The organism is Pseudomonas sp. COW5 (assembly GCF_026240005.1).
In the GTDB taxonomy this organism is placed as follows: domain Bacteria; phylum Pseudomonadota; class Gammaproteobacteria; order Pseudomonadales; family Pseudomonadaceae; genus Aquipseudomonas; species Aquipseudomonas kribbensis.
This window is the reverse complement of sequence record NZ_JAPHVP010000001.1, coordinates 2449582-2476342: the sequence shown is the minus strand read 5'-3', so window position 1 is coordinate 2476342 and position 26761 is coordinate 2449582. Positions and strand designations below refer to the sequence as shown.

24 protein-coding genes are annotated in these 26761 nt (G+C 60.3%); 10 read left to right on the top strand and 14 right to left on the bottom strand.

Going from position 1 to position 26761, the window contains the following annotated elements:
- Positions 1 to 114: 114 nt before the first annotated feature.
- The 3 genes from tssI to OQ248_RS11145 all read left to right on the top strand — a co-directional run bounded on the left by tssI (position 115) and on the right by OQ248_RS11145 (position 4618).
- On the top strand, positions 115 to 3474 hold the full coding sequence (gene tssI / locus OQ248_RS11155; protein ID WP_265812858.1) for a type VI secretion system tip protein TssI/VgrG: 3360 nt from the start codon (positions 115 to 117) through the stop codon (positions 3472 to 3474).
- Positions 3467 to 4135, top strand: a complete 669-nt coding sequence (locus tag OQ248_RS11150) for a DUF2931 family protein (protein ID WP_265812857.1) — start codon at positions 3467 to 3469, stop codon at positions 4133 to 4135. The genes tssI and OQ248_RS11150 overlap by 8 nt, the downstream gene beginning before the upstream one ends.
- A 234-nt stretch (positions 4136 to 4369) precedes the next feature.
- Positions 4370 to 4618 carry a hypothetical protein gene (locus OQ248_RS11145; protein ID WP_265812856.1) on the top strand — a complete coding sequence of 83 codons (249 nt, stop codon included), beginning with the start codon at positions 4370 to 4372 and terminating at the stop codon, positions 4616 to 4618.
- 154 nt (positions 4619 to 4772) lie between these two features.
- On the opposite strand, the gene OQ248_RS11140 is transcribed toward OQ248_RS11145, so the two are convergent.
- The 5 genes from OQ248_RS11140 to OQ248_RS11120 form a co-directional block, all read right to left on the bottom strand.
- Positions 4773 to 6083 carry a type II toxin-antitoxin system HipA family toxin gene (locus OQ248_RS11140; protein WP_265812855.1) on the bottom strand — a complete coding sequence of 437 codons (1311 nt, stop codon included), beginning with the start codon at positions 6081 to 6083 and terminating at the stop codon, positions 4773 to 4775.
- Positions 6080 to 6454 (bottom strand): helix-turn-helix transcriptional regulator, encoded by a 375-nt coding sequence (locus tag OQ248_RS11135; protein ID WP_265812854.1) that lies wholly within the window; start codon positions 6452 to 6454, stop codon positions 6080 to 6082. The genes OQ248_RS11140 and OQ248_RS11135 overlap by 4 nt, the downstream gene beginning before the upstream one ends.
- A 407-nt stretch (positions 6455 to 6861) precedes the next feature.
- The gene (locus tag OQ248_RS11130) at positions 6862 to 7137 is read right to left on the bottom strand and encodes an HU family DNA-binding protein (RefSeq protein ID WP_003213368.1); all 276 of its coding nucleotides are present in this window, start codon (positions 7135 to 7137) and stop codon (positions 6862 to 6864) included.
- 192 nt (positions 7138 to 7329) lie between these two features.
- Complete coding sequence (locus tag OQ248_RS11125; protein ID WP_265812853.1) at positions 7330 to 8478, bottom strand: FAD-dependent oxidoreductase; 1149 nt, start codon at positions 8476 to 8478, stop codon at positions 7330 to 7332.
- 21 nt (positions 8479 to 8499) lie between these two features.
- Positions 8500 to 8667 (bottom strand): rubredoxin, encoded by a 168-nt coding sequence (locus OQ248_RS11120; RefSeq protein WP_007954349.1) that lies wholly within the window; start codon positions 8665 to 8667, stop codon positions 8500 to 8502.
- A gap of 199 nt (positions 8668 to 8866) precedes the next feature.
- Here OQ248_RS11120 and OQ248_RS11115 point away from each other — a divergent pair, with 199 nt between their 5' ends.
- Both OQ248_RS11115 and ubiA read left to right on the top strand, forming a co-directional pair.
- Positions 8867 to 9418, top strand: a complete 552-nt coding sequence (locus tag OQ248_RS11115; RefSeq protein WP_265812852.1) for a chorismate lyase — start codon at positions 8867 to 8869, stop codon at positions 9416 to 9418.
- On the top strand, positions 9418 to 10308 hold the full coding sequence (gene ubiA, locus OQ248_RS11110) for a 4-hydroxybenzoate octaprenyltransferase (protein ID WP_265812851.1): 891 nt from the start codon (positions 9418 to 9420) through the stop codon (positions 10306 to 10308). The genes OQ248_RS11115 and ubiA overlap by 1 nt, the downstream gene beginning before the upstream one ends.
- A gap of 63 nt (positions 10309 to 10371) precedes the next feature.
- Here ubiA and OQ248_RS11105 read toward each other — a convergent pair whose 3' ends face one another.
- Positions 10372 to 10755, bottom strand: a complete 384-nt coding sequence (locus OQ248_RS11105) for a hypothetical protein (RefSeq protein WP_085708820.1) — start codon at positions 10753 to 10755, stop codon at positions 10372 to 10374.
- A gap of 151 nt (positions 10756 to 10906) precedes the next feature.
- Between OQ248_RS11105 and phoB the strand changes: the two genes are divergently transcribed.
- From phoB to OQ248_RS11090, 3 genes are all read left to right on the top strand, one after another.
- Positions 10907 to 11596, top strand: coding sequence for a phosphate regulon transcriptional regulator PhoB (gene phoB, locus OQ248_RS11100; protein WP_003229608.1), 690 nt, complete (start codon positions 10907 to 10909; stop codon positions 11594 to 11596).
- Positions 11597 to 11670: 74 nt separating this feature from the next.
- On the top strand, positions 11671 to 12957 hold the full coding sequence (phoR, locus tag OQ248_RS11095; RefSeq protein WP_240789170.1) for a phosphate regulon sensor histidine kinase PhoR: 1287 nt from the start codon (positions 11671 to 11673) through the stop codon (positions 12955 to 12957).
- A 111-nt stretch (positions 12958 to 13068) separates the two neighbouring features.
- On the top strand, positions 13069 to 14409 hold the full coding sequence (locus OQ248_RS11090) for a hemolysin family protein (RefSeq protein ID WP_007954342.1): 1341 nt from the start codon (positions 13069 to 13071) through the stop codon (positions 14407 to 14409).
- Positions 14410 to 14415: 6 nt separating this feature from the next.
- On the opposite strand, the gene OQ248_RS11085 is transcribed toward OQ248_RS11090, so the two are convergent.
- The 8 genes from OQ248_RS11085 to OQ248_RS11050 all read right to left on the bottom strand — a co-directional run bounded on the left by OQ248_RS11085 (position 14416) and on the right by OQ248_RS11050 (position 25010).
- A complete protein-coding gene (locus tag OQ248_RS11085) occupies positions 14416 to 15312 on the bottom strand; it encodes a M23 family metallopeptidase (RefSeq protein WP_085708818.1) in 897 nt (298 codons plus the stop codon).
- Positions 15313 to 15457: 145 nt separating this feature from the next.
- Positions 15458 to 16414 carry a response regulator gene (locus OQ248_RS11080; protein WP_265812850.1) on the bottom strand — a complete coding sequence of 319 codons (957 nt, stop codon included), beginning with the start codon at positions 16412 to 16414 and terminating at the stop codon, positions 15458 to 15460.
- Positions 16415 to 16591: 177 nt separating this feature from the next.
- Positions 16592 to 17353 carry a phosphate signaling complex protein PhoU gene (phoU, locus tag OQ248_RS11075; protein ID WP_007954334.1) on the bottom strand — a complete coding sequence of 254 codons (762 nt, stop codon included), beginning with the start codon at positions 17351 to 17353 and terminating at the stop codon, positions 16592 to 16594.
- Positions 17354 to 17418: 65 nt separating this feature from the next.
- Complete coding sequence (pstB, locus tag OQ248_RS11070) at positions 17419 to 18252, bottom strand: phosphate ABC transporter ATP-binding protein PstB (RefSeq protein WP_065258233.1); 834 nt, start codon at positions 18250 to 18252, stop codon at positions 17419 to 17421.
- Positions 18253 to 18412: 160 nt separating this feature from the next.
- Positions 18413 to 20083: a phosphate ABC transporter permease PstA gene (gene pstA, locus OQ248_RS11065; RefSeq protein WP_114886409.1), complete on the bottom strand. Its 1671-nt coding sequence runs from the start codon at positions 20081 to 20083 to the stop codon at positions 18413 to 18415.
- 15 nt (positions 20084 to 20098) lie between these two features.
- On the bottom strand, positions 20099 to 22381 hold the full coding sequence (locus OQ248_RS11060) for an ABC transporter permease subunit (RefSeq protein WP_265812849.1): 2283 nt from the start codon (positions 22379 to 22381) through the stop codon (positions 20099 to 20101).
- A 175-nt stretch (positions 22382 to 22556) separates the two neighbouring features.
- On the bottom strand, positions 22557 to 23558 hold the full coding sequence (locus OQ248_RS11055; RefSeq protein ID WP_248742417.1) for a phosphate ABC transporter substrate-binding protein PstS: 1002 nt from the start codon (positions 23556 to 23558) through the stop codon (positions 22557 to 22559).
- Between the two features lie 153 nt (positions 23559 to 23711).
- Positions 23712 to 25010: an MFS transporter gene (locus tag OQ248_RS11050; RefSeq protein WP_119426847.1), complete on the bottom strand. Its 1299-nt coding sequence runs from the start codon at positions 25008 to 25010 to the stop codon at positions 23712 to 23714.
- Between the two features lie 379 nt (positions 25011 to 25389).
- Between OQ248_RS11050 and OQ248_RS11045 the strand changes: the two genes are divergently transcribed.
- The gene (locus OQ248_RS11045; RefSeq protein ID WP_003229628.1) at positions 25390 to 25794 is read left to right on the top strand and encodes an acyl-CoA thioesterase; all 405 of its coding nucleotides are present in this window, start codon (positions 25390 to 25392) and stop codon (positions 25792 to 25794) included.
- Between the two features lie 59 nt (positions 25795 to 25853).
- Positions 25854 to 26753 (top strand): D-hexose-6-phosphate mutarotase, encoded by a 900-nt coding sequence (locus OQ248_RS11040; RefSeq protein WP_265812848.1) that lies wholly within the window; start codon positions 25854 to 25856, stop codon positions 26751 to 26753.
- The last annotated feature ends 8 nt before the right edge of the window (positions 26754 to 26761 follow it).

Here is a 26761-nt window from a genome sequence, read left to right as displayed (position 1 = left end):
TCTTACATAAATTTGTTTCACGCCTTGTTAGCGTGCCGGGCAATGTTCGCGTGCGCTGACCAGGGAGGGTTTCGACATCACGCTAAATTTCCCTCTCTGCTTAAGGACAAGCGTATGTCTGGAGCTGTCAGTTCTGCGCGCTTTACGCTGCAGATTCCCGCCGTTCGCAACGACTTCAAGGTGTTGGCTTTCGAGGGTTCCGAGGCCGTCAGCACGCTGTATGCCATCAAGGTAGAACTGGTCTGCGAGGTTCATGATTTCGACGTGGAACCTTTGCTTGGTCAGCCGGCGTTCCTGCGCTTCGGACTGGATGGCGAGGGTATTCACGGGTGCATCGAGGACGTACAGGCCGGCGAGTCGGGAAAGCGCCTGTCGCACTATGGCCTGACACTGGTTCCGGTCCTCCACTATTTGCAGTTCAGTCACGATCAACAGATTTTCCAGAACCAGACTGTCCCGCAAATCATCACCCAAGTGCTCAAACGTCACGGCATCCTTGCCGATGCGTTCAGGTTCCATGTCCAGACCTTGCCACCACGTGCGTACTGCACCCAGTACGGTGAAAGCGATTTCGAGTTCATCCAGCGCCTGTGCGCCGAAGACGGCATCGCATGGCATCACCAGCACTCTGTGGAGAGGCATTTGCTGGTATTCACCGATGACACGGTGTTCCTACAGACATTGCACGCAACAACCTACCGGCACGACAGCGCGATGGTGGCGGAGTACCCGGTGGTCCACCGGTTTTCCTGGCACGCCCGAACACGTACCAGCCGCGTCACCCGTCGGGACTACGACCTGAAGCGCCCGCACCTGTTGCTTGAAAGCCGCTTTGTCGCCGATTTCACACCCGGACTTGAGGACTATCGCTATCCGCTGGCGATGGAGAACGAAAAACGCGGCAAACAACTTGCCCGTCAGGCCCTGGAACGCCATCGCGCCGATTATGAAACGGCCGAGGGTCAGAGCAACCAGCCAACCCTGCGCTGTGGCCACCTGTTCGAATTGACCGAACATCCCCGCAAGCAATGCAACGGACTGTGGCAATTACTTGAGGTCACGCACACCGGGCGACAACCTCAAGTTCTGGAGGAACATGCCACACACGAAACCGCTTCCGCAGACGGTTTTACCCAGGGATACCGCAACAGCTTCCGCGCCATTCCTGCCGAAGTGGTTTTCCGCCCGCCTCTCTCTGCGCGCCGTCCTCCGTTGGTGAGCCAGACGGCTCGGGTAACCGGGCCAAAAGGTGAAGAGATCTACTGCGATGAGTTCGGTCGCGTGAAGATCGAATTCCATTGGGACCGGGCCGAGCTGAACTGCGAACGCAGCAGTTGTTGGGTACGAGTGTCGTCGAACTGGGCCGGAAACGGTTTTGGCGCAATGACCCTTCCCCGCGTCGGAATGGAAGTCGTGGTGACCTTTCTGGAGGGCGACCCCGGTCAACCACTGATTACCGGTTGCGTGATCAACAAACTCACGCCCGCACCTTACAGATTGCCAGAGCACAAGACCCGCACCGTGCTGCGCAGTCGCAGCTCACCCGACACCGGCGGCTACAACGAACTGACGCTAGAAGACCGCGCCGGCCAGGAACTGATTTACCTGCGCGCCCAACGCGACATGGAGCGGCAGATCCTCCATGACAGTCGACTGGAGGTCGGACGCGATCGACGAGAAAGCATCCAGGGCAGCAGCCAGACATCTGTCGGCAAGGTCATTGCCGTCGAGGCGGGACAGCACGTGCAGATCAAGGCCGGTGCCAATGTGGTGCTGGATGCGGGCGCCAGCATCACGCTGAAAGCAGGCGGTCATCACATCGTGATCGACGAGGGCGGGATCTTCAGCAGTACCGAGATTGTGATGGGCGGCGAGGTATCCAGGGATGAATCTGCCAAGCGTTTTGTGTCGCAGGCCACGGGTAATCCGGCAGCAAGACAGACGAACGCCTCGCAACCCTCCCCAGAGGAAAGCGAGCTCGAAGAAGAGGAAGAAGAAGTCGAGCTGGAGGATGAAACGCCTGCCGGGATTACGTTGCGGATTGGCGTGTTTTTCGATGGGACGGGGAACAACAAGGCCAACAGCGAAACGGTCGCGGCTTGCTATGCGCCAGATGCCAATCTGGCGGAGGCAGCCGAAGAGATTCAGAAGCACTGCGCCACTTATGGCTATGACGGAAATGGCAACTCGCCGGATAACAGTTATGGCAATGATGTGAGCAATATCGTGCGGTTGCATGAGCTGTATACGGACCATGCGTTCGAGGTACTGCCGGAAAAAACGAAACAGGCTTCCTTGCGCGTATACATCGAAGGCATTGGTACGACAGCTGATGGAGGCGATTCACTTTACGCCCAGGCAACCGGCCGAGGCGAAACGGGTGTCCTGGCTCGTGTGGAGCAGAGCCCTGAAAAAATCATTAAGCAAATGCGGGCACTGATAAAAAACAATCCCAACGCGCTAATAGAAAGAATCGAGTTCGATATTTTCGGTTTCAGTCGAGGCGCCGCCGCTGCACGGCACTTCGCAAACGAGGTGCTCAAAGGCAAGCGCAGTATTCTTGCAAAGGCGCTGCCAGCGGGCTCTCCGTCTTTAGCAAGTAGCTTTGACTGGGATCCACAATCAAGTATCAGCATCAATTTCATTGGTCTGTTTGATACCGTCGCGGCAATCACCAATCCATGGTTGCTCGACTTCACAGGCGCTAACAGCAGAAATCCCAGGCTGGACTTGAAGCTGCCGGAAGGTTGCGCCAGCAAAGTGGTGCACCTGGTGGCTCGTGATGAATATCGCGAGAACTTTGCCCTTAACAGCCTGGGTGAGATTGATCTGGTATTACCCGGCGCCCACTCGGATCTGGGAGGTGGTTATCTGCCCAGAGCCAGGGAGAAACTTCTGTTGAGCAGTCCGGTCAGCAGCACCATCAGGCGAAGCCACGAAGCGACCCGTAGCGCAGCCTATGTCGCTGCCGAAAAGGAGGCATTTGCCTGGTATACGAAAGGCGTCATCGAAGATGACGCTCCAGGCAATCAACTGCGGGTTGCACTCTGGGAGACCCCTGTAATTCAACGATTGGAAAGGGGCAGATCCACACCGGATCCCCAGAAGCGGGTTTATGCTGCGGCCATGATTGAACGCCCGGTACACGGTGAGTTGTCGCTGGTGTATCTACGCATCATGCGTGAGCTTGGAGTCAGACATGGTGTGCCATTTGAAGCGATTGACGAAAACGATTCAAAACTTTCGCTGCCTGAGGAACTGATCCCGATCTACACCAAGCTTGAGGCTTATGCGCTTGGAAATTCATCCGTTGAGGGACTGACCATCAAAGAACGGGCTTTGTTACGCAGCCGCTATATCCATCTTTCTGCGCACTGGAACGCAGCCAAAGATTTCAACAACAGCGACTGGAGCGTTGTTTTTATCAACCGCCCAACAAAGAACAAACAACGAGTGGTGCACCCCCATGAATAAATTCACTCGGCCCGTCAAAAAACACACGGGGTTCGTCTTCGGATTGCTGTTGGTGCTTTGCACTCAAAGTCATGCACAACCGATCACCAAACGGCCCTGGTATCTCGGCTTCGGAGCACCCGCCTACATGGAGGTCTGGATTGAAACGGCCGACGTGGTGGATATCCGTGAACGTGTGTTCAAACGCGCCGGCGCCGGGATTGCCTCGGTGAACACCCCCGCCGACAACAAGGGCAAGCCCGCAGGCTGGCCTGACAGCCCCGGCAGCGGCGCCGGACGTGACGTCACCGGTGCCGATCTTCCCCGCTTGATCTATGTGCGATGGCAATCACTGGCTGAGCCTCAAACTTATGAGGCCTACATTGTGATTCCCGAGTCTGCGCGGGAAATCATGCGCAAACCGGAAAAGGCGTACTGCAGACTGGATGGCAAATGGATCACGGACTACCGCGATCGCATAGGTATCGGCTTGGCGCCTGGCGGCATTGCCAAGGTGTGGCTAAGCGGGCCGTGCTTGAAGTCAGTCGAAATTACCCGAGTCGAAGGAACTATCAACCCCAAAGGTCCCTATGACGGTAAATCCGGAGGTCAACATCGACCTCTCAAAGACGCATCCAAAACCTACATCGAAAAATACGGCATCCCCTTCGGGAGCTGGTAAGGCATCACAAACACCCTCCAGTCACTTGCCATGTGCAATCGCTTCACAAAGGGATTTGTAAGCAATAAAGGGAGCTTTAAAACCAACATGAGCGGTAGACACAATAAACAATCAATATCGGGGATTGGATGCGCACTGGTTGTCATGCTGACGCTCACAACCAGCACCTCTGTTCGAGCAGAAGGCTGCGTTGGTATTGGATGCCTGGTGAACGGTGGCCCCCTGGAGTTCTCAATGCTGACGGGTATCGGCTTGCTTCTCACAGTGGCGGGACCGTTCATTTCAACTTCGGAAGCCAGTACAAACAAATCCTCGAAACATTACACCCAGGCCCTGATAGACGATGCAGCTACACATCTGGCGACGGAGGGCGAATACGAAAGCCCCATACTCGAGTCCGAGTGGCGTCAATACCTGAAATCCTATGGGCACCAGCCAAGCAAGAACGAGTTTGCCAAGATGGTATTGGCTACCTATGGGTGAACTGCTAAAAGCAGTATCTGCGGTCACCCGATTATCGAGCGCCGTCTACCGGTAGCAACGACAGCTGATCGGTGGTTGCATGTTCTGGATGACGCCGATCAGCTTCGCTGCACCGATTTTCTTTCACATGACCCGGTACTTCTTCTCTACCTGATCAGACAAATGCCTCACCGAGATAGAGACGATGCGTCTTCTCGATCTCTTCGATCAATCGCGGGGCAACGCCTACGGACCCGGCTATTTCGCGCCAGCGTTTAACCGCCGCGCAAACCTCCTTGATGATGGCCGGCGCGTCGATGCCCCGGATCTGTCCGGCCACCGCCTCCAGGTCCGCTAGTTCGAAGTTGTCGCGCTTGCCGTTGATCGTCATCTGGTGGGTAGCCACCCAAAAGCTGCCGGGCTGGTACGACCAGGAAACGTCATAGGCCGGGGAAAGAGACCAGGTGCCTGCCCGATCCATCAGGAAGCTGGTGTTCTTGGTGTGGTCATCCTGATTGCGGCCCACCACATTGAAAACCATGCGGCGGAAGTACTCTACGGCGTCACGGCGCGGCAAACCAAGAACCCGCATGACCCCGAACGCCTCCTCGTAGGAGTAGCCGCCCGGCTGTTTGTAGTCGGCATGATCCATGGCACACAGAGTGGCCATGTGGATCTTTTCTCCATCATCGGTACGATCAAAGCGTTTGGTCAGAAAGTGCGCGCGACCACCCTCTTCCAGCAATTCACACGGGCTCATGGTAATGCCGGCAGCTTTGGCCATGAGCGAATAGGCGTACTCCACGCGGCCGAAGCCTTGCGAATCGGCCAGGACGTCGGTGTTCTTGGCAACGTCGAACTTCAGCAGCCAATAGGAAAACCCTTTTGGCGCCCTGACTTGCCCCGAGCGGATCTCGCCAGCCGCATTCATCGCGATAACCGCTTTGGCCCGGGCACCGCCAGCGCTGGTACCGACCTGGATCAAACGCTTCAGTGCCTCGTCATCGACCTCGGTGTCGTGATGGGCGAGGCGATCGGCCAGGCTTTCCCGTTGCGAGAGCACTTCGCTGGCGAGCTCTACCAGCGCATCAATCTGAATACGTTCGCTGGCATTTACAGAACCGCTGAGAGCGGGCCGGTATTCGAGCCCGCCCATTCCGCGCGAACCCTGATACAGGACCCTTTCAACCGGGGTGAACGTCGCTTTGTCACGGCCCTCCTTGGCGAGCCAGGCATCGATCAGTGCGTTACCGAAATCGTCCGGCAAGGAGTCCGCCAGGATGGCCGGAAGGCCCTTATAGGTTTCCCGGTTCAGGCCGGGAAAGGCGTATGTCTGATTGGCGGCCAATGGCATATGGATAGGTGAGATTTCGATACCGGTCTTGACGAATTCAGGATCGTATTCGAACAAACCCAGCCGGGTTCCCTCATCCCAGAGCAGCCCCCCGACAAACCGCTCGAAGAGATAGACCTTTGCCGTAATCACCAATCAACCTCCTTTTTGACTTCGCTGCCGGACACTGGCTCGCCTGCACTCCCCGCCGAGGCCTTGCCCACCACCCGCGTGCCGGTTGCCCGCATACGCCGGGTTCCGGCCATCTTGATTACCTGCAACGGGCTCGGTCGAACGGGCTCCACGAGCGAGGCCGCTCTTTCCAGCTCGCCGATGACACGCAGCACGGCCAGCAGATTCACCAGAGTGCCTTTGCCATGGAGAAGATTGATCAGGGTCTGGCGGCTGATGCCGGCCTCCCTGGCGACATGCTCCTGGCTGAGATTTTTCTTCAGGCGCAATTCCTGGAGCCGGGCACCAATGGCACTGGCAATCGCATCGTCGGTCATGGCTTGGAGGCGCATAGTGTCTGAATTCCTGGAGCGAATGTGCAATTCACGAAGTGTGTGTATTCAATACTAGACATTGCAGAAGGGTCGACCTGCATGAAAGCCAACGCCAACCCTGCGTACGTATATCTGGTCAATAACGAACGAAACGAACCTTATGTCTCAATTTAAAGACATTGGATTTAAGCAATACCTACGATACATGAAACATCAGCAACGCCTAGATATCTAGACAATAACAAGGATAATGACTTATAACGTATGCATATCAAGACAAAGAAAGCTCGATCGATACATCAATGAAGGCCAGAAGAGAACCTGCGGCCTCGGGATTCTCCAGACACAAAAAATGGGCACCCGACCGCAATCGGTGTGCCCATTTTTTATTACGGTTCTCCCCGCTATTCAGGGATGCGCCGTAATTATGGATTGACGCTGTCTTTCAACGACTTGCCCGGCTTGAACGCAACAGTGTTGCTGGCCTTGATTTTGACGGGTTCACCGGTTTGCGGGTTTTTACCGGTGCGGGCACCGCGATGGCGTTGCAGGAAGGTGCCGAAGCCGACGAGCGTGACGCTGTCCTTGCGGTGCAGGGCGCCGGTGATTTCTTCGAGGACGGCATTGAGAACGCGGTTGGCCTGCTCTTTGGTCAGATCCGCTTTTTCAGCGATTGCAGCGGCGAGTTCTGGTTTACGCATTAGTGAAGCCCCTTTGAGTCGGTTTTTTGTTGTTATGTCCGTGCTGCTCTCGTTGGAACAGCGCCCAAGGCGCCGCAGGCTCTACTCTGCGGCAGACGGGAGTGAGAATGGCACGCGGATAAGGGCGGCGCCAGTCTCCCCGCGACCTTTGTGGGGGCAAAAGCGGGGTGATTCCGACAGAACGACCGGTATTTACGCCAGCAAGGCCGGAAGCTGTTTGTTCAGCGCGAGTTTTTCCATCACCGCCGCGCCGGTCAGGGCGTAACCGAGCAATTGCCCTTGCGCGTCGTGACACAGCGCCTTGACGTCGGCGCCCTGCCCTTCGACGGTCCAGACGCCTTCGCGGCCCCGTGGCGGCGGCGAAACCACCAGCGGGCAGACCGGGGTTTTCACGGTGATCGGCATCGGTCCGTAGTTCACCACGGTCGGGTTGCCGGCCAGGGTCTGTGCCAGCGCTCGCGCACAACTCATGAGGGGCATGACGTACAGAAGATTCAGCCCCTCGACCTCGGCGCAGTCGCCCAGGGCGTAAATATTGGCGTGAGAGGTTTGCAGATGACGGTCGACCACCACACCGCGGTTGGTCTGGATGCCGGCAGCCGCTGCCAGATCGATCCGTGGGCGCAGGCCAATGGCCGACACCACCACATCGCACGGGATGACCTGACCGTCGGACAAGTGGGCTTCCAGTCCATCGGCAACTTTTTGCAGGCGGGTCAACACCGGGCCGAGGTGGAAACGCGCACCCAGGCTTTCCAGCCCGGCCTGCACCGCTGCGGCAGCGGACGGATGCAACAGGGTCGGCATCACCTGCTCGCACGGCGCTACCAGTTGCACCTCGTAGCCGCCGAGAATCAGATCGTTGGCGAACTCGCAGCCGATCAGACCGGCGCCAAGCAGCAACACCCGACGCTTGCCTGCCGCCGCCGCGCGAAAACGTGCGTAGTCTTCGAGATCGTTGATCGGGAATACCAGATCCCCGCCATCGCCTTCTATCGGCACACGCACGGTTTCGGCGCCCCAGGCGAGGATCAGGTCGCGATAGCTCACTGCTTCCTCACCGATCCACAGGCGCTTGTGGCCCGGATCGATGCCGCTGATGCGGGTGTGGGTGCGGATCTCGGCCTTCAACTGCTCGGCCATGGCGCCCGGTTCGGCCATGCTCAGGCCGTCGGCGTCCTTGTTCTTGCCGAAACCGGTGGACAGCATCGGCTTGGAGTAGGAACGACCGTCATCGGCGGTAATCAGCAGCAGCGGGGTTTCGCCATCGAGTTTGCGAAACTCGCGGGCCAGGTTGTAACCCGCAAGCCCGGTGCCAACGATTACGACAGGTGCGCTCATGCCCTACTCCTCAGTGTTTTCTCAGTTGATTTCGATCATTTCGAAGTCCATCTTGCCGACGCCGCAGTCCGGGCACAGCCAGTCTTCCGGCACGTCCTGCCACAGGGTGCCCGGCGCAATGCCGTCATCCGGCCAGCCGTCGGCTTCGTTATAGATCAGGCCGCAGACCACACATTGCCACTTTTTCATTCAGGTACTTCCTCAGGATTCAGGCTTTAGCCGGCGCGGACGGTCGATGGTGCAGCACTGCCATCCGGCTCAGGGCGTTTTGTACTGATGGTACCGGCCAGATGCAAGCCTGTTCGGCGCAATGGCGGCCCGGATCAATCAAATTCGCGGTGCGCCATGGTAAGCTCGCCGCCTCATTTGCTGCCAATAATGACTCATTGTGCAACTCAAAAACGCCCCGTTGTGGCGCCCGCAAAGCCACCTGACACCCCTCCCCGACACGTCCACGCTCGACTGGCTGTTCGACGAAGGCTCCCTGACCCGCCGTCTGACCCGCCTGTCCGATGACGGCTTCAGCGTCACGCCGCTGTTCGAAGGCTGGCAGACCCTGCGCGACGACGAATGCGCGGCGCTGGACCTGGCCGAAGGCAGCGAAGGCTGGGTGCGCGAGGTGTATCTGCGCGGTCATGGTGAGGCCTGGGTGTTCGCCCGCAGCGTGGCGTCGCGCAGTGCCTTGCAGGGCGACGGCTTGCATATGGATGAGTTGGGCAGCCGCTCACTGGGCGAACTGCTGTTCTGCGATCACGCGTTTCAGCGCCGCGCCATAGAAGTCTGCCATTACCCGGAACACTGGCTGCCCGAGCATTCCCGGGCTCCCGGGTTGTGGGGTCGTCGTTCGCGTTTCGACCGTGGTGCCTTGAGCGTACTGGTGGCGGAGATTTTCCTGCCTACGCTGTGGGAAGCCGTCCGCGCCCGTCCGGAGAACTGCTGATGTATCAAAGCCTGCTCAAATCCCTGAATCGCCTGAACCCGCGCGCCTGGGACTTCATCCAGCTGACCCGCATGGACAAGCCGATCGGCATCTATCTGCTGCTGTGGCCAACGCTCTGGGCGCTGTGGATTGCCGGCAAAGGTTCGCCGTCGCTGGCCAACGTCGTGATTTTCGTCCTCGGCGTGGTGCTGACCCGTGCCGGCGGCTGCGTGATCAACGACTGGGCCGACCGCAAGGTCGACGGCCATGTGAAGCGCACCGCCGAACGCCCGCTGGCCGCCGGCCGGATCAGTTCGAAAGAGGCACTGGTGTTCTTCGCCCTGCTGATGGGTGTGAGTTTCCTGCTGGTGCTGTGCACCAACGCCGCGACGATCTGGCTGTCGCTGGGTGGCCTGGCGCTGGCGTTCACTTACCCGTTCATGAAGCGCTACACCTATTACCCGCAAGTGGTGCTGGGTGCGGCGTTTTCCTGGGGCATGCCGATGGCGTTCACCGCCGAGACCGGTGAGCTGCCGGCGACGGCCTGGCTGCTGTGGATCGCCAATCTGCTGTGGACGGTGGGCTACGACACTTATTACGCAATGACCGACCGCGACGATGACCTGAAGATCGGCGTGAAATCCACGGCGATCCTGTTCGGCGAGGCGGACCGGGTGATCATCCTGACCTTGCAGGCCCTGTCACTGGGCTGCCTGTTGCTGGCCGGGACGAAGTTCGAGTTGGGGACGTGGTTCCACCTCGGCCTGCTGGTGGCGGCCGGGTGCTATGCGTGGGAGTTCTGGTACACCCGCGATCGGGACCGGATGCGTTGCTTCAAGGCGTTCCTGCACAACCATTGGGCCGGTCTGGCGATCTTCGTCGGGATCGTGCTGGATTACGCGTTGCGCTGACCTCAACGCATCGCGGCCCGAGGCAATGCCGGCGGGCCGCGATGCTGTTTCACTGGCGATGGCTTACTTGTGCTCGTGAACCACGTGCCACGCGTCCATCTTGCCGTCGCCCATCATGTCACCCGGCTTGGCGTCCATCTTGAAGGTATACAGCGGCTTGCCGTCGTAGGCGTACTGCATCTTGCCGTCGTCGCGCTTGATCACCGTCCACTTGCCTTCCGCCTTCGCACCGGCCGGCGCCATCATCGGAGGCCAGTTGTCGGCGCACTTGTCATTGCACATCGACTTGCCGCCAGCGTCCTTGTCGAACGTGTAAACGGTCATGCCTTTGTGATCGACCATCATGCCGTCTTTCATCATCGCCGGTTCAGCGGCCATCGCAAGGCCGGGCAGCGTCACGGCAGCAGCCATCAGCAGAGCTTTAAAGGAAGCAGTCATTTGAGTCATGGAAACCTTCTTTTGTGGTTGTCAGGATTCGGACTTAGAGCTTAGTTCAGGATTTGCACAATCGCCGCTGGACTAAAATACTGTCACACGACTGCAATAATTCCGTTATCTAATGCGGCGCAAGACAGTTAAATGACAAGAGGATTAAGGCATGGTTGGCAGGAGCATTCTGATCGTCGACGACGAAGCGCCCATTCGCGAAATGATCGCCGTTGCGTTGGAAATGGCCGGCTATGACTGCCTCGAGGCAGAGAACTCGCAGCAGGCGCACGCCATTATCGTCGACCGCAAGCCGGACCTGATCCTGCTCGACTGGATGCTGCCCGGCACCTCCGGCATCGAGCTGGCCCGCCGCCTCAAGCGTGACGAACTGACCGGGGACATCCCGATCATCATGCTCACCGCCAAGGGCGAAGAGGACAACAAGATCCAGGGCCTGGAAGTCGGCGCCGACGACTACATCACCAAACCGTTTTCCCCACGCGAACTGGTGGCACGCCTCAAGGCTGTGCTGCGCCGCGCCGGCCCGACCGATGGCGAAGCGCCGATCGAAGTCGGCGGCCTGCTGCTCGACCCGATCAGCCACCGCGTGACCATCGATGGCCGTCCAGCCGAAATGGGCCCGACCGAATACCGTCTGCTGCAATTCTTCATGACCCACCAGGAACGCGCCTACACCCGTGGCCAGTTGCTGGACCAGGTCTGGGGCGGCAACGTCTATGTTGAAGAGCGCACAGTCGACGTGCACATCCGGCGCCTGCGCAAGGCCCTCGGCGACGCCTACGAAAATCTGGTACAAACCGTGCGCGGCACCGGCTATCGGTTCTCTACCAAGGCCTGAGCCGACCGCCAGACTCGCTGACAAGGACCGTATTTCCCGTGAATCAAAACTGGCATGGCACCCTGATTCGCCACATGCTGTTGCTGGTCACCGGCTGCCTGGTGATCGGCCTGATCACCGGCTACTACGGCTGGAGCCTCGCGGCGGGACTGGGCCTGTACCTGGCCTGGACGCTCAAGCAACTGCTGCGCCTTCACGAATGGCTGCGCCTGCACCAACCCGATGAAGCCCCGCCCGACGGCTACGGCCTGTGGGGTGAGGTGTTCGACAGCATCTACCACCTGCAACGCCGCGACCAGCGGGTACGCGGACGCCTGCAAGCGGTGATCGACCGCGTTCAGGAGTCCACCGCCGCGCTAAAAGACGCGGTGATCATGCTCGACAGCGACGGCAACCTGGAATGGTGGAACCGCGCCGCCGAAACCCTGCTCGGCCTCAAGACCCCGCAAGACAGCGGCCAACCCGTGACCAACCTGGTCCGCCATCCGCGCTTCAAGGAATACTTCGAGCAGGAAAACTACGCCGAGCCGCTGGAAATCCCCTCGCCGACCAACGACCGCGTGCGCATCCAGATGTACCTCACGCGCTACGGCAACAACGAACACTTGATGCTGGTGCGCGACGTCACGCGCATCCATCAGCTGGAACAGATGCGCAAAGACTTCATCGCCAACGTCTCCCATGAGCTGCGCACCCCGCTGACGGTGATCTGTGGCTATCTGGAAACCCTGCTCGACAACGTCGAGGAAGTGAACCCGCGCTGGAGCCGCGCCCTGCAGCAGATGCAGCAACAGGGCGGACGCATGCAGACCCTGCTCAACGACTTGTTGCTGCTGGCCAAACTGGAAGCCACCGATTACCCGTCGGACAACCAGCCGGTGCACATCGACACCCTGTTGCAGTCGATCAAGAGCGATGCACAGCAGCTCTCGGGGTCGAAGAATCAGAAAATCACCCTGGAAGCCGACGCCAGCATCCTGCTCAAGGGCAGCGAGGCGGAACTGCGCAGCGCGTTTTCCAACCTGGTGTTCAACGCCGTCAAATACACCCCGGCCGAAGGCAATATCCGCATCCGCTGGTGGGGCGACGATCAGGGCGCACACCTGAGCGTGCAGGATTCCGGGATCGGCATCGACAGCAAACACCTGCCGCGCCTGACCGAACGCTTCTACCGTGTCGACTCCAGCCGCAACTCCAACACCGGCGGCACGGGCCTGGGCCTGGCCATCGTCAAACACGTGTTGTTGCGCCACCGCGCGCGGATGGAAATCAGCAGCGTGCCCGGTCACGGCAGCACGTTCACCTGCCATTTCGCCCCGGCGCAGGTCGCCCAGGCACGGCTCATCAGCGCCGCTGAGTAATGCCGGACTAGGCAATCGCCAGGTCAGCCGCTACATTGGCTGACTTGCGCCTGCCTTTCAGGCGCGATTTCTTCTCTCTTACGAATCACACGGAACCCGCAAAACTCCATCATGGACCCTTCCCCTGGCTTGTCCCTCGCAACAATATTCGCCGATTTCGGCATGATTCTTTTCGCTCTGATCCTGGTTCTGCTCAACGGCTTCTTCGTTGCGGCGGAATTCGCCATGGTCAAACTGCGCTCGACCCGGGTCGAAGCCATCGCTGAGCAGCACGGCTGGCGCGGGCACATCCTGCGCACGGTGCACAGTCAGCTCGATGCGTACCTCTCGGCGTGCCAGCTCGGTATCACCCTCGCCTCCCTCGGCCTGGGCTGGGTCGGTGAGCCGGCGTTCGCGCACATTCTCGAGCCGCTGCTGAGCGCGGTCGGCGTGCAGTCGGCGGAAGTGGTCAAAGGCATCTCGTTCTTTACCGCGTTCTTCATCATTTCCTACCTGCACATCGTGGTCGGTGAGCTCGCCCCCAAGTCCTGGGCGATCCGCAAACCCGAGCTGCTGTCGCTGTGGACGGCGGTGCCGCTGTACCTGTTCTACTGGGCGATGTACCCGGCGATCTACCTGCTCAACGCCAGCGCCAATACCATCCTGCGCATTGCTGGCCAGGGTGAACCCGGCCCTCATCACGAGCACCATTACAGCCGTGAAGAACTGAAACTGATCCTGCACTCCAGCCGTGGCCAGGACCCGAGCGACCAGGGCATGCGCGTGCTGGCCTCGGCGGTGGAAATGGGCGAACTGGAAGTGGTCGACTGGGCCAACTCCCGTGAAGACCTGATCACCCTCGAGTTCAACGCACCGCTGAAAGAAATCCTGGCGATGTTCCGTCGCCACAAGTTCAGCCGCTATCCGGTGTACGACAGCGAGCGCAAGGAGTTCGTCGGCCTGCTGCACATCAAGGACCTGCTGCTGGAACTGGCGGCGCTGGACCACATTCCCGAGTCGTTCAACCTCGCCGAACTGACCCGCCCGCTGGAGCGCGTGTCGCGGCACATGCCGCTGTCGCAGCTGCTTGAGCAGTTCCGCAAGGGCGGCTCGCACTTCGCCGTGGTCGAAGAGGCCGACGGCAACATCATCGGCTACCTGACCATGGAAGACGTGCTGGAAGTGCTGGTCGGCGACATCCAGGACGAACACCGCAAGGCCGAGCGCGGCATCCTCGCCTACCAGCCGGGCAAACTGCTGGTGCGGGGCGATACGCCGCTGTTCAAGGTCGAGCGCCTGCTGGGTATCGACCTGGACCACATCGAAGCCGAAACCCTCGCCGGGCTGATCTACGAAACCCTGAAACGGGTACCGGAAGAGGAAGAAGTACTGGAAGTCGAAGGCCTGCGCATCATCATCAAGAAGATGAAAGGCCCGAAGATCATTCTGGCCAAGGTGCTGATGCTCGACTGACGGGGATTACCGCTTGCCCAACGCAAAGTTGGGCAACGCCCCCAGCGGCTGGTTGAACTGATACGGAATCGACACCAGCCCCCCTCCGGTATTGCGCTGTACCACGAAGTGCAGGTGCGGGCCGCTGCTGTTGCCGGTGTTGCCGGACAGCGCCAGCGGACTGCCCACCGCCACACGCTGCCCCTCCCGCACACTCACCGACCCTTGCTTGAGGTGCAGGTACACACCCATCGTGCCGTCGTCGTGCAGCACCCGCACGAAATTGCCGGAAGGATCGGTGCCGCGCCCGTTCTGCGAGTTCTCGATCTTCACCACCACCCCGGCCCGCGCCGCGATGATCGGCGTGCCCACCGGCATGGCGATGTCCATCGCGTACTTGTTCTTCGGCCCGTAGTGGCTGTAGTCGCCGTTGGCGCCCTGACTCAGGCGGAAGGGGCCGCCCCGCCACGGAAACGGATAGCGATAGCTCTGGGCGGCGCCAGCGGGGTCGCCGAGGGAATACTGGAACTGCGGCGTATAAACCAACGGTTTGCCGCCGGACACCGCCGTCAGCAACGCCAGCCGCGTGTTGCTGCGCGCCGGCAGCACCCGGCGGATCGTTTCCGTTGGCGCGCCACGCACGTTACTCATCCCGGTGAACGCCAGTGCGACCTCCACCGGTGCATACAGGTCGTTGCGCACGAACACTACGTCGGTGCCCTTCTGCTTCTTGATGTCGAGATAGACCTGACGCTCGAGCCTCTCGACCATCCGGTCCTGAAACACGAACACCTGGGAGCCTTTGCTCGGACGGTCGCTGTACGAAACCACTCCGTTGGCATCGGTGGATTTGTAAATCGTCATGGCCACGGTCGAGGTGGAGGCCATGAACAGACCACAGAAAAACAGCAGGCGCAGGGGCATGGGCAAAAGTTCTGTCGAGTAAGGCCTGGAAATGAGCCTAGCAGCTGAAGCAGACCAGGCTAGTCGACAGATGTTTCAAATTTGGCACAGCATGAAAAAAGACCGCAGCCTGTGTTAGGCGGCGGTCTTCTTTTTCCCGCGACGCTTACGCGCCCGGAACGAAGTGCTTCTGCGCCGTGCCGCGAGCGATCAGGCGGGAGATGTAGTCGAGCTTCTGCGCGTCCTGGTCGACGAAGCGGAAGGTCAGTTGCAACCAGTCGCTGTCGGGTTTCGGCTCATGGGCAACGACGGCGTGCAGGTAACCGTTGAGGCGGGCGATTTCGGCGTTGTCGCCCTGCTCCAGATCAAGCACGGCGCTGTCGAGGATCTGCGGCAGGGTGTCGGTGCGCTTCACTACCAGCAGCGCTTCCTTGATGCTCAGGGCCTTGATCACGCATTGCTGGGTGCCACTTGGCAGGCGCAACTGGCCCTGGCCACGACCACTGGCCGGAGCAGCAGAGGCTGCCGGGGCTTTCACCGGCGGGCTGTTGAGCAGGCCACGCTGTGGCGCGGCGGCAGGTGCCGGGGCGGCAGCGGCAGGCTTGGCAAACGGATTGGCCGCAGGCGCAGACGGCGCGGAGCCGACCACTGCAGCCTTGCCGCCGGTCAGTGCGCTCAGGGAGTCGTTGCCGAACGCCGAGTTCAACTTGGTCGGGGCGCTGTTCATCAGGGTGTCGAGCTTGCCCACCTTGTTCAGGGCCTGCTTGACCTTGGTCAGCAACTGCTCGTTGGTGAACGGTTTGCTGACGTAGCCGGAAACGCCGGCCTGAATCGCCTGCACCACGTTTTCCTTGTCGCCACGGCTGGTGACCATGATGAACGGCATGGTCTTGAGGTTGTCCTGCTCACGGCACCAGGTCAGCAGTTCGAGACCGGACATTTCCGGCATTTCCCAGTCGCACAGCACCAGGTCGAAAGCTTCCTTGGCCAGCATGGCCTGGGCTTTTTTACCGTTGACGGCGTCCTCGGTGCGGATCCCCGGGAAGTAATTTCGCAGGCACTTTTTCACCAGGTCACGAATGAACGATGCATCGTCCACGACCAACACACTGATCTTGCTCATCCAACACCCCTATTAAAATCCCGGCAAGCATAACGCTGGCTGATGGCACATTGCCAAAACTCTTCAGTCACGCCGGGACTTTTCGTTCGCGGGTGCTGCTTTTTAATTCGGTTCTGCCTATGAAAAGCAGAAACAAAAACGCCCGGCCAAAGGGCCGGGCGCTTTTCTCAGGCAATCTTACTTATCGTCAGCATCGCCCGGAACATTAGCGGTTTCGCCGCTTGTTCCTTCAACTTCTTCCTTCATGCGCTTGAGGCCCATGTGACGCACGTCGGTGCCGCGCACCAGGTAGATCACCAGCTCCGAGATGTTGCGCGCGTGGTCTCCGATCCGCTCCAGCGAACGCAGCACCCAGATGATGCTCAAGACCCGCGAGATAGAGCGCGGGTCTTCCATCATGTAGGTCGCCAGCTCGCGCAGGGCGGTCTTGTATTCGCGGTCGATGATCTTGTCGTACTGCGCCACCGACAGCGCCAGATCGGCGTCGAAGCGGGCAAACGCGTCCAGCGCATCGCGGACCATGTTGCGCACCTGGTCGCCGATGTGACGCACTTCGACATAACCGCGCGGTGCTTCACCTTCTTCGCACAGCTGGATCGCACGACGGGCGATCTTGGTCGCTTCGTCACCGATACGCTCCAGGTCGATCACCGACTTGGAGATGCTGATGATCAGACGCAGGTCGGACGCCGCCGGCTGACGACGGGCCAGAATGCGCAGGCATTCTTCGTCGATGTTGCGTTCCATCTGGTTGATCTGGTCGTCGATCTCGCGCACTTGCTGGGCCAGGCCCGAGTCGGCCTCGATCAGCGCGGTGACCGCGTCGTTGACCTGTTTCTCGACCAGCCCGCCCATGGCCAGCAGGTGGCTGCGCACTTCTTCCAGTTCGGCGTTGAACTGCGCGGAAATGTGATGGGTAAGGCCTTCTTTACTAATCATGTTGGCGTCCTTGGAGCGTCCGGTAAGGTGCGAGCGTCAATTCAGTGAGCGACAACCAGCGTCTGCTAGCCGTAACGACCGGTGATGTAGTCTTCGGTCTGCTTCTTGGCCGGATTGGTGAACAGGGTATCGGTGTCGCCGAATTCCACCAGTTTGCCCATGTACATGAACGCCGTGTAGTCGGACACCCGCGCCGCCTGCTGCATGTTGTGGGTCACGATGACGATGGTGAACTTGGATTTGAGCTCGTAGATCAGCTCTTCGACTTTCAGGGTCGAGATCGGGTCGAGGGCCGAGCACGGTTCGTCGAGCAGCAACACTTCCGGTTCCACGGCGATGGTACGGGCGATCACCAGACGCTGCTGCTGACCACCGGACAGGCCGAGTGCCGAGTCATGCAGACGGTCTTTCACTTCGTCCCACAGGGCCGCGCCCTTCAGTGCCCACTCGACGGCTTCATCGAGGATGCGCTTCTTGTTGATGCCCTGGATGCGCAGGCCGTAGACCACGTTTTCATAGATGGTCTTCGGGAACGGGTTAGGCTTCTGGAATACCATGCCGACCCGGCGACGCAGCTCGGCCACGTCTTCGCCCTTGCGGTAGATGTTGTTGCCGTACAGGTTGATCGCGCCTTCGACGCGGCAGCCGTCCACCAGGTCGTTCATGCGGTTGAAGGTACGCAGCAGCGTGGACTTGCCGCAGCCGGACGGGCCGATGAAGGCGGTCACGCGCTGTTTCGGGATGTTCATGCTGACGTCGTACAGCGCTTGTTTCTCGCCGTAGAACAGGCTCAGGCCCGGCACTTCGATGGCCACGGTTTCCTGTTCGAGGTTCAGGCTCTGCTTGTCGCGGCCCAGGGCAGACATGTTGATGCCGTGGGTATGTGTTTCGTGCTGCATGGGAGATCCCCTGTGCTAACAAATTCGGTTCGGTTTGCCGCATGGTGCGGCTGTACGCAATCTAGTGTGGGAGCGGGCTTGCTCGCGAAGAGGTCGGCACATTCAACATCAATGCTGCCTGACCCACCGCTTTCGCGAGCAAGCCCGCTCCCACAGGAAATCAGCTATCCAATGCTTTGTATTTTTCGCGCAGGTGGTTACGAATCCACACTGCCGACAGGTTGAGCACGGCAATCACCAGCACCAGCAGCAACGCGGTGGCGTACACCAGCGGTCGTGCGGCTTCGACGTTCGGGCTCTGGAAACCGACGTCGTAGATGTGGAAGCCCAGGTGCATGATCTTCTGGTCCAGGTGCAGGTACGGGTAGTTGCCATCCACGGGCAGCGACGGCGCCAGTTTCACCACACCCACCAGCATCAGCGGCGCCACTTCACCGGCGGCACGGGCCACGGCGAGGATCATGCCGGTCATCATCGCCGGACTGGCCATCGGCAGAACGATCTTCCACAGGGTTTCAGCCTTGGTCGCGCCGAGGGCCAGCGAGCCTTCACGCACGGTACGCGGGATGCGCGCCAGACCTTCTTCGGTGGCCACGATCACCACCGGCACCGCCAGCAGCGCCAGGGTCAACGAAGCCCAGAGCAGACCCGGTGTACCGAAGGTCGGTGCCGGCAGCGCTTCCGGGAAGAACAGACGGTCGAGCGAGCCACCCAGCACATAGACGAAGAAGCCCAGACCGAACACGCCGTAAACAATGGCCGGAACACCCGCCAGGTTGTTCACCGCGATCCGGATCACCCGGGTCAGGGTGTTCTGCTTGGCGTATTCACGCAGGTACACCGCCGCCAGCACGCCGAACGGGGTCACGATCATCGCCATGATCAGGGTCATCATCACGGTGCCGAAGATCGCCGGGAAAATCCCGCCTTCGGTGTTCGCTTCACGCGGGTCGTCGGACAGGAATTCCCAGACCTTGCTGAAGTAGAATCCGACCTTGGTGAAGGTGCCCATGGCGTTCGGCTGGTAAGCGTGAACCACTTTGCCCAGGCCGATTTCGATTTCCTTGCCGTTGGCATCGCGAGCAGTCAGGGCGTCGCGGTTGAACTGCGCGTGCAGATCGGCCAGGCGGGCTTCGACGTCCTGATAGCGGGCGTTCAGCTCGGCACGTTCGGCGTCCATGTCCGCTTGCGCAGTGGCGTCGAGCTTGCCTTCCAGTTCCAGCTTGCGACCGTGCAGACGGATGCGCTCGAGACCGGCGTTGATCGCGCCGATGTCGGTTTTTTCCAGGGTCTTGAGCTGCGCGGCGAGGCCGTTCACACGGTTGATTCGCGCCTGCAGCTCGGGCCAGGCCGCTTCGCCTTCGGCGATGACCTTGCCGTCCTGTTTGACGTTGACCAGGTAGCCGTAGAAGTTGCCCCACTCACGACGCTCCAGCGCCATCAGCTCCGGCGGGTTCTTCTGGTCGGTCAGCCACTCGCCGACGATCCAGGTGAAGTCGTTGCCGTTCAGGTCCCGGTTGCCGACCTTGATCAGCTCGCGGGTCATGAATTCCGGGCCCTGGTCAGGCACCGGCAAGCCGGCGCTCTTCAGGCGTGCGCGGGGCACTTCTTCCTTCTGCACCACTTCGCCGATGACCAGGTGATTGCCCTGGCCCGGGACGTTGTAGCTGGCGTGGATCAGGTCCGCCGGCCAGAAGTGACCCAGACCGCGCACGGCAATCACCGCCAGCAGGCCAATGGTCATGATGACCGCGATGGACACCGCGCCACCGCTGATCCAGACGCCCGGGGCGCCGCTCTTGAACCATCCATTCAGGGAGTTCTGTTTCACAGACTTCTACCTTTCTTAAAGCGACGAGTATTTCTTGCGCAGACGCTGACGAATCAGTTCCGCGAGGGTGTTCATGACGAAGGTGAACAACAGCAGCACCAGCGCCGAGAGGAACAGCACGCGGTAGTGGCTGCCGCCGACTTCCGACTCCGGCATTTCCACCGCGACGTTGGCCGCCAGGGTGCGCAGGCCTTCGAACAGGTTCATTTCCATGACCGGGGTGTTGCCGGTGGCCATCAGCACGATCATGGTCTCGCCGACTGCACGGCCCATGCCGATCATCAGGGCCGAGAAGATGCCCGGGCTGGCGGTCAGGATCACTACACGAGTCATGGTCTGCCACGGCGTGGCACCGAGGGCCAGCGAGCCCAGGGTCAGGCCCCGCGGCACGCTGAACACGGCGTCTTCGGCGATCGAGTAGATGTTCGGGATCACCGCGAAGCCCATGGCCAGACCGACCACCAGTGCGTTGCGCTGGTCGTAGGTGATGCCCAGGTCGTGGGAAATCCACATGCGCATGTCACCGCCGAAGAACCAGTTCTCCATGAACGGGCTCATGTACAGCGACAGCCAGCCCACGAACAGGATCACCGGGATCAACAGTGCACTTTCCCAGCCGTCCGGGACTTTCAGGCGGATCGATTCAGGCAGGCGGCTGAAGGTGAAACCGGCCACCAGGATGCCGATCGGCAGCAGCATCAGCAGGCTGAAGATGCCCGGCAGATGCCCTTCCACATACGGCGCGAGGAACAGGCCGGCAAAGAAGCCGAGGATCACCGTCGGCATCGCTTCCATCAATTCGATCACCGGCTTGACCTTGCGGCGCATGCCCGGGGCCATGAAGTACGCGGTGTAGATCGCCGCGGCAACCGCCAGCGGTGCAGCCAGCAGCATCGCGTAGAACGCGGCTTTCAGAGTGCCGAAGGTCAGTGGCGACAGACTCAGTTTCGGTTCGAAATCGGTGTTGGCGGCGGTCGATTGCCAGACGTATTTAGGTTCGTCGTAGTTCTCGTACCAGACCTTGCTCCACAGCGCGCTCCACGACACTTCCGGGTGCGGGTTGTCGAGCAGCAGCGGTTGCAGCTTGCCGCCGGCTTCGACGATCACACGGTTGGCCCGTGGCGACAGACCGAACAGGCCCTGGCCTTCGACCACCTGATCGACCAGCAAGGTGCGGTGCGCGGTGCTGTGAAACACGCCGAGCTTGCCGGAAGCATCCAGGGCAACGAAGCCCTTGCGGCGCTCTTCGGCGGTGATTTCAACGATCGGCGTCTTGCCCATCTGGAAGGTGCGGATCTGCTTCAGGCGCAGTTCGCCATCGGTGTCACGGGCCATGAACCACTGGGCCAGGCCGCCGGTGGAGTCACCGACGATCAGCGAGATGCCACCCACCAGTTGAGTGGCGGCAGTGACTTGCGCGTCAGCGTTTTCCAGCAGTTTGTAGCGACCGTTGAGGCTCTTGTCGCGCAGGCTGAACACGTCGGCCTGGGCGCGACCGTTGACCACGTACAGCCATTGCTGGCGCGGGTCGACGAAGATGTTTTTCACAGGCTCGGTCATCTGCGGCAGATCGATACGCTTCTGCTCGTTGGTGACTTCGCCGGTCATCATGTTTTCTTCGCTGGTCAGCGACAGCACATTGAGTTGCGAACCGGTGGAGCCGACCAGCATCAGGGTCGAGTCGGTGGCGTTGAGGCTGACGTGCTCCAGCGCACCGCCGCTCTCGTTCAACGCAATCGGCGCTTCGCCGTACGGGAACTCGATCGCCGGGGTGATGGTTTTCTTGCCTTCCGGGTAGCTGACTTTATAAGTGTGACGGAACACCAGCGCCTGACCGTTGGACAGGCCCACGACCACCAGCGGATGGCCCGGCTGGTCTTCACCGATGGAGGTCACACTGGCGCCTGCCGGCAACGGCAGATCGACGCGCTTCAATTCAGCGCCACTGTCGATATCGAAGAACAGCGCCTGGCCCTTGTCGGAAACGCGCATGGCCACCTGATTCTGCTCTTCGAGCGAAATCATCAGTGGCTTGCCGGCGTCCTGCATCCAGGCCGGGGTGATGGCGTCTTTCGCGGTCAGTTCGGCACCCTTGAACAGGGGCGCGACGACGTAGGCGAGGAAGAAGAAGATCAGGGTGATGGCTGCCAGCACCGCCAGACCGCCGACGAGGACGTACCAACGGGTGAAGCGATCCTTGAGCGCGCGAATGCGGCGCTTGCGTTGCAACTCAGGCGTATTGAAATCAATGCGCTTGGGAGGGTTCGTAGTCATTTTGGAATTGGCCAGATCATTCATGCGCACACCCTAGCGATCCTGTATGACAGAAAGATGACAATGCAGTGACGCACCAAATCCGCCGCCAGCAGGGCACTGGCAGTGGATAAAAGAATTCGGGGAGTGTGGGGGCCGGGCCGCTTGCGGGCCGGGCCCCACACGGGAGTCAGGCGGGGTTCACCCCTGACTCAGTTTGTTACTTTTTTGCGACTTCAGCGCCGCCTTCCTGCAGACCCAGGTCAGCCAGTGCTTTTGCAGCAACCTTGGCCGGCAGTGGGATGTAGCCGTCTTTCACTACCACTTCCTGGCCTTGTTTCGACAGAACCAGTTTCACGAACTCGGCTTCCAGCGGGGCCAGAGGCTTGTTCGGGGCCTTGTTCACGTAAACGTACAGGAAGCGGGACAGTGGGTACTTGCCGTTCAGGGCGTTTTCTTCGCTGTCTTCGATGAACTCGGTGCTGCCTTTCTTCGACAGAGCAACGGTTTTCACGCTGGCGGTCTTGTAGCCGATGCCCGAGTAACCGATGCCGTTCAGCGAGGAGCTGATCGACTGCACGACCGAAGCCGAACCTGGTTGTTCGTTGACGTTAGGCTTGTAGTCGCCTTTGCACAGGGCTTCTTCCTTGAAGTAGCCGTAGGTGCCGGATACCGAGTTACGGCCGAACAGTTGAACCGGCTTGTTGGCCAGGTCGCCGGTCACGCCCAGGTCGCCCCAGGTTTTGACTTCGGCTTTGGCGCCGCACAGACGGGTGGACGAGAAGATTGCGTCAACCTGTTCCATGGTCAGGTGCTGGATCGGGTTGTCCTTGTGTACGAAGACAGCCAGGGCGTCCACGGCAACCGGGATAGCGGTTGGCTTGTAGCCGTATTTCTGTTCGAAGGCCGCCAGTTCGGTGTCCTTCATTTTGCGGCTCATCGGGCCCAGGTTGGAGGTGCCTTCGGTCAGCGCAGGTGGCGCGGTGGCGGAGCCAGCGGCCTGAATCTGGATGTTTACGTTCGGGTATTCTTTTTTGTAGTTCTCGGCCCACAAGGTCATGAGGTTGGCCAGGGTATCGGAGCCGACGCTGGACAGGTTGCCCGACACACCAGTGGTCTTGGTGTAGCTCGGGATCGACGGGTCAACAGCGGCGAACGCGTTGGCGGTCGCAACGCCAGCAGCGACAAAAGTCATTGCCGCCATCAAACGCTTCAGTTTCATGCCTTACTCCTAGCAGATAGGGGGTGTTAAGTCGGGGCCAAGTATCAGCAGGCCGTGTGAACACTCTATGGCTGAAATATGACAATTGGATGAAAGGCCAGCATCCCTGTCGGAAGGCTGGCCTTTCAGATGTAACCGGACGTGTGGGATGAATTACCGACCCTTGCTCCACAGCCAGGCGCCGACCAGGATCCCCATCCCGCACAGCACCGCCACGTAATAGGCAGGCCCCATCGCACTTTCTTTCAGCAGCAGGCTGACCACCATCGGGGTCAGGCCGCCGAAAATCGCGTAGGCGACGTTATAAGAGAAGGACAGACCGCTGAAGCGCACCACCGGCGGGAACGCCTTGACCATCACGTACGGCACCGCGCCGATGGTGCCGACCAGGAAGCCGGTCAGCGCATACAGCGGGAACAGCCAGTCCGGGTGATCGGCGAGGCTGTGATAGAAAGTCCATGAGCTGGCTAGCAAACCCAGGCAGCCGAACACGAACACGCGACCAGCACCGAAGCGATCTGCCAGCGCGCCGGAAATGATGCAGCCCAGGCTCAGGAAGACGATGGCCAGGCTGTTGGATTGCAGCGCCATCGTCGGCGAGAAGTGATAGACCGTCTGCAGCACGGTCGGGGTCATCAGGATCACCACGACGATGCCGGCGGACAGCAACCAGGTCAGCAGCATCGAGACTGCGATGGCGCCACGATGGTCACGCAGCACTGCGCGCAGCGGCACTTCTTCGGCCAGGGCCTTGCGCTGTTGCAGTTCGGCGAATACCGGGGTTTCGTGCAGCCAGCGGCGCAGGTAGACCGAGAACAGGCCAAACACGCCGCCGAGCAGGAACGGAATCCGCCAGGCGTAATCCGAAACTTCCACCGGCGTATAAATGCTGTTGATCGCGGTGGCGACCAGCGAACCCAGCAGGATGCCCGCCGTCAGGCCGCTGGTCAGGGTGCCGCAGGCATAGCCGACATGCTTTCCGGGCACGTGTTCGGAAACGAAGACCCATGCCCCCGGCACTTCACCGCCAATCGCCGCGCCCTGGATCACGCGCATCAACAGCAGCAGGATCGGCGCCCACATGCCGATCTGCGCATAGGTCGGCAGCAGGCCCATGATCAGGGTCGGCACGGCCATCATGAAGATGCTCAGGGTGAACATCTTCTTGCGCCCCAGCAGGTCGCCGAAGTGCGCCATCACGATCCCGCCCAGCGGCCGCGCGAGGTAGCCGGCGGCAAAGATGCCGAAGGTCTGCATCAGGCGCAGCCACTCGGGCATGTCGGCGGGGAAGAACAATTTGCCGACCACGGTGGCAAAGAACACGAAAATGATGAAATCGTAGAACTCCAGCGCACCGCCCAGGGCCGATAGCGACAGAGTCTTGTAGTCATTGCGGGTCAAGGGTCGTGCGGGTTGGTCCGGCTGCGCGATGCTCGAGGGCGCTGTGGTCATGGCAAGGTCTTCTCTTATAGTCGGATCTGCCGCCACAACAACGCTGGCTGTGGCTCGGGCAGGTTCGGCACCATAGCAAATTGTTCGAAAAAGCACATAGAGGCGCGTATTTGACGGTCGAAATGAGAACCGGATGGTCGTCGCGGAGTCTACCGACCGATATACTCGCAATCCTGCTCCGGCTTGTAAGGGGTTGCTGTGCGAAAACGTTGCTGGCCGCCTTATCGCGTTGAACCAGTCGGTTTCGCAGAGTTTCCCCTTTAGTTGCCTTATGGAAAACGTGACGAACGTAGTATGTTCGGTGCTGAATCGTTTTTCCTGAAGACGGCTACCACCAGCAATACCCAACGAAGAGTCACGGGTCAGAGGCACCCCCGGCATGATAGAGCTCGAACAAGAAGATCCGATCCCGCAAGGCGACCTGGCCCTGCAAATCACCGCGCTTCCCCGCGAAACCAACGGCTTCGGCGATATTTTCGGCGGCTGGCTGGTGGCGCAGATGGACCTGGCCGGCACCGCAATGGCCAGCCGCGTCGCCGGTGGCCGTGTCGCGACCGTTGCCATCGACCGCATGGCGTTCCTGGTGCCGGTAGCTGTCGGCGCGCAATTGTCCTTCTATACCCAGACCCTGGAAATCGGCCGCAGCTCGATCCAGATGATGGTCGAGGTGTGGAGCGACGACCCGCTGTCCAGCGAGTGGCGTAAAGTGACCGAAGCGGTGTTCGTGTTCGTGGCCATCGACGGCAGCGGTCGCACCCGTTCGGTTCCGCCACGCGCACGTTAAACCTCGCGGCCGTTTGAAGGTCGATAGTCGTCCCAAGTTGCTGATTCGAGAGTTGTCCCATGAACACGCCCAACGTTGAAGCCGTGAAACTGGATGAACTGAACTGCTGGCGCATCCGCCACGGTCAGGCCGAAGTGCTGGTGGCCCAGCAAGGCGCGCACATCCTCAGTTATCAGGTTGACGGCCAGCCGCCGCTGATCTGGCTGAACGACAAGGCCGTGTTCAAGACCGGCAAGAGCATCCGCGCCGGCGTGCCGGTGTGCTGGCCGTGGTTCGGCGTCTTCGCCCGCAACCCGCAGAGCGTGCAGGCCATGCGCGTCAGCGAAGAGCCGGCGGCCGCTCACGGGTTTGTCCGGGCGATGGACTGGGAGCTGGGCGGTATCGAAACCGAGGGTGAAAGCCTGAAGGTCGAGTTCACTCTGCCCTATCCTGAAGGCGGCTTTCCAGGCTGGCCGCATCAGGTTGACCTGACCCTGACCCTGCGCCTCGACGATCAGCTGCACATCAGCCTGACCAGCCACAACCGTGGCACCGACACCGTCAGCATCAGCCAGGCGCTGCACAGCTATTTCGCCGTCAGCGATGTGCGCAACGTACGCGTCGAAGGCGTGGACGGCCTGAACTACATCGAGACCCTGGATGACTGGAAGACGCACACCCAGCAAGGCGACCTGCGTTTTGCCGGGGAAACCGACCGCATCTACCTCGACGCTCCGCCGCAACTGAGCATCGTCGATCCGGCCTGGGAGCGGCGTATCGTGCTGACCGCTACCGGCTCACGCACGGCGGTCATCTGGAACCCTTGGATCGACCGCGCCGCCGCGTTCAGCGACATGGACAACGACGGCTGGCAGCGGATGCTGTGCATCGAAACGGCGAATGTGATGGATGACGTCGTGACCCTCGCGCCGGATGCCCGCCACACCATGGGCGTCAGCGTCGGCAGCAAGCCACTCTGAAAACAAAA

Excerpts from the sequence above, each read along its gene's own strand:
- phoR (WP_240789170.1), top strand. The coding sequence starts at position 11,671 with ATGCTGTTGCTGGTCACCGGCTGCCTGGTGATCGGCCTGATCACCGGC.
- OQ248_RS11120 (WP_007954349.1), bottom strand. The coding sequence starts at position 8,667 with ATGAAAAAGTGGCAATGTGTGGTCTGCGGCCTGATCTATAACGAAGCC.
- OQ248_RS11045 (WP_003229628.1), top strand. The coding sequence starts at position 25,390 with ATGATAGAGCTCGAACAAGAAGATCCGATCCCGCAAGGCGACCTGGCC.
- pstB (WP_065258233.1), bottom strand. The coding sequence starts at position 18,252 with ATGCAGCACGAAACACATACCCACGGCATCAACATGTCTGCCCTGGGC.
- OQ248_RS11085 (WP_085708818.1), bottom strand. The coding sequence starts at position 15,312 with ATGCCCCTGCGCCTGCTGTTTTTCTGTGGTCTGTTCATGGCCTCCACC.
- phoB (WP_003229608.1), top strand. The coding sequence starts at position 10,907 with ATGGTTGGCAGGAGCATTCTGATCGTCGACGACGAAGCGCCCATTCGC.
- OQ248_RS11050 (WP_119426847.1), bottom strand. The coding sequence starts at position 25,010 with ATGACCACAGCGCCCTCGAGCATCGCGCAGCCGGACCAACCCGCACGA.
- OQ248_RS11150 (WP_265812857.1), top strand. The coding sequence starts at position 3,467 with ATGAATAAATTCACTCGGCCCGTCAAAAAACACACGGGGTTCGTCTTC.
- OQ248_RS11040 (WP_265812848.1), top strand. The coding sequence starts at position 25,854 with ATGAACACGCCCAACGTTGAAGCCGTGAAACTGGATGAACTGAACTGC.
- OQ248_RS11080 (WP_265812850.1), bottom strand. The coding sequence starts at position 16,414 with ATGAGCAAGATCAGTGTGTTGGTCGTGGACGATGCATCGTTCATTCGT.
- OQ248_RS11055 (WP_248742417.1), bottom strand. The coding sequence starts at position 23,558 with ATGAAACTGAAGCGTTTGATGGCGGCAATGACTTTTGTCGCTGCTGGC.
- phoU (WP_007954334.1), bottom strand. The coding sequence starts at position 17,353 with ATGATTAGTAAAGAAGGCCTTACCCATCACATTTCCGCGCAGTTCAAC.
- tssI (WP_265812858.1), top strand. The coding sequence starts at position 115 with ATGTCTGGAGCTGTCAGTTCTGCGCGCTTTACGCTGCAGATTCCCGCC.
- OQ248_RS11105 (WP_085708820.1), bottom strand. The coding sequence starts at position 10,755 with ATGACTCAAATGACTGCTTCCTTTAAAGCTCTGCTGATGGCTGCTGCC.
- OQ248_RS11145 (WP_265812856.1), top strand. The coding sequence starts at position 4,370 with ATGCTGACGGGTATCGGCTTGCTTCTCACAGTGGCGGGACCGTTCATT.
- OQ248_RS11060 (WP_265812849.1), bottom strand. The coding sequence starts at position 22,381 with ATGAATGATCTGGCCAATTCCAAAATGACTACGAACCCTCCCAAGCGC.
- ubiA (WP_265812851.1), top strand. The coding sequence starts at position 9,418 with ATGTATCAAAGCCTGCTCAAATCCCTGAATCGCCTGAACCCGCGCGCC.
- OQ248_RS11125 (WP_265812853.1), bottom strand. The coding sequence starts at position 8,478 with ATGAGCGCACCTGTCGTAATCGTTGGCACCGGGCTTGCGGGTTACAAC.
- OQ248_RS11130 (WP_003213368.1), bottom strand. The coding sequence starts at position 7,137 with ATGCGTAAACCAGAACTCGCCGCTGCAATCGCTGAAAAAGCGGATCTG.
- OQ248_RS11090 (WP_007954342.1), top strand. The coding sequence starts at position 13,069 with ATGGACCCTTCCCCTGGCTTGTCCCTCGCAACAATATTCGCCGATTTC.
- OQ248_RS11135 (WP_265812854.1), bottom strand. The coding sequence starts at position 6,454 with ATGCGCCTCCAAGCCATGACCGACGATGCGATTGCCAGTGCCATTGGT.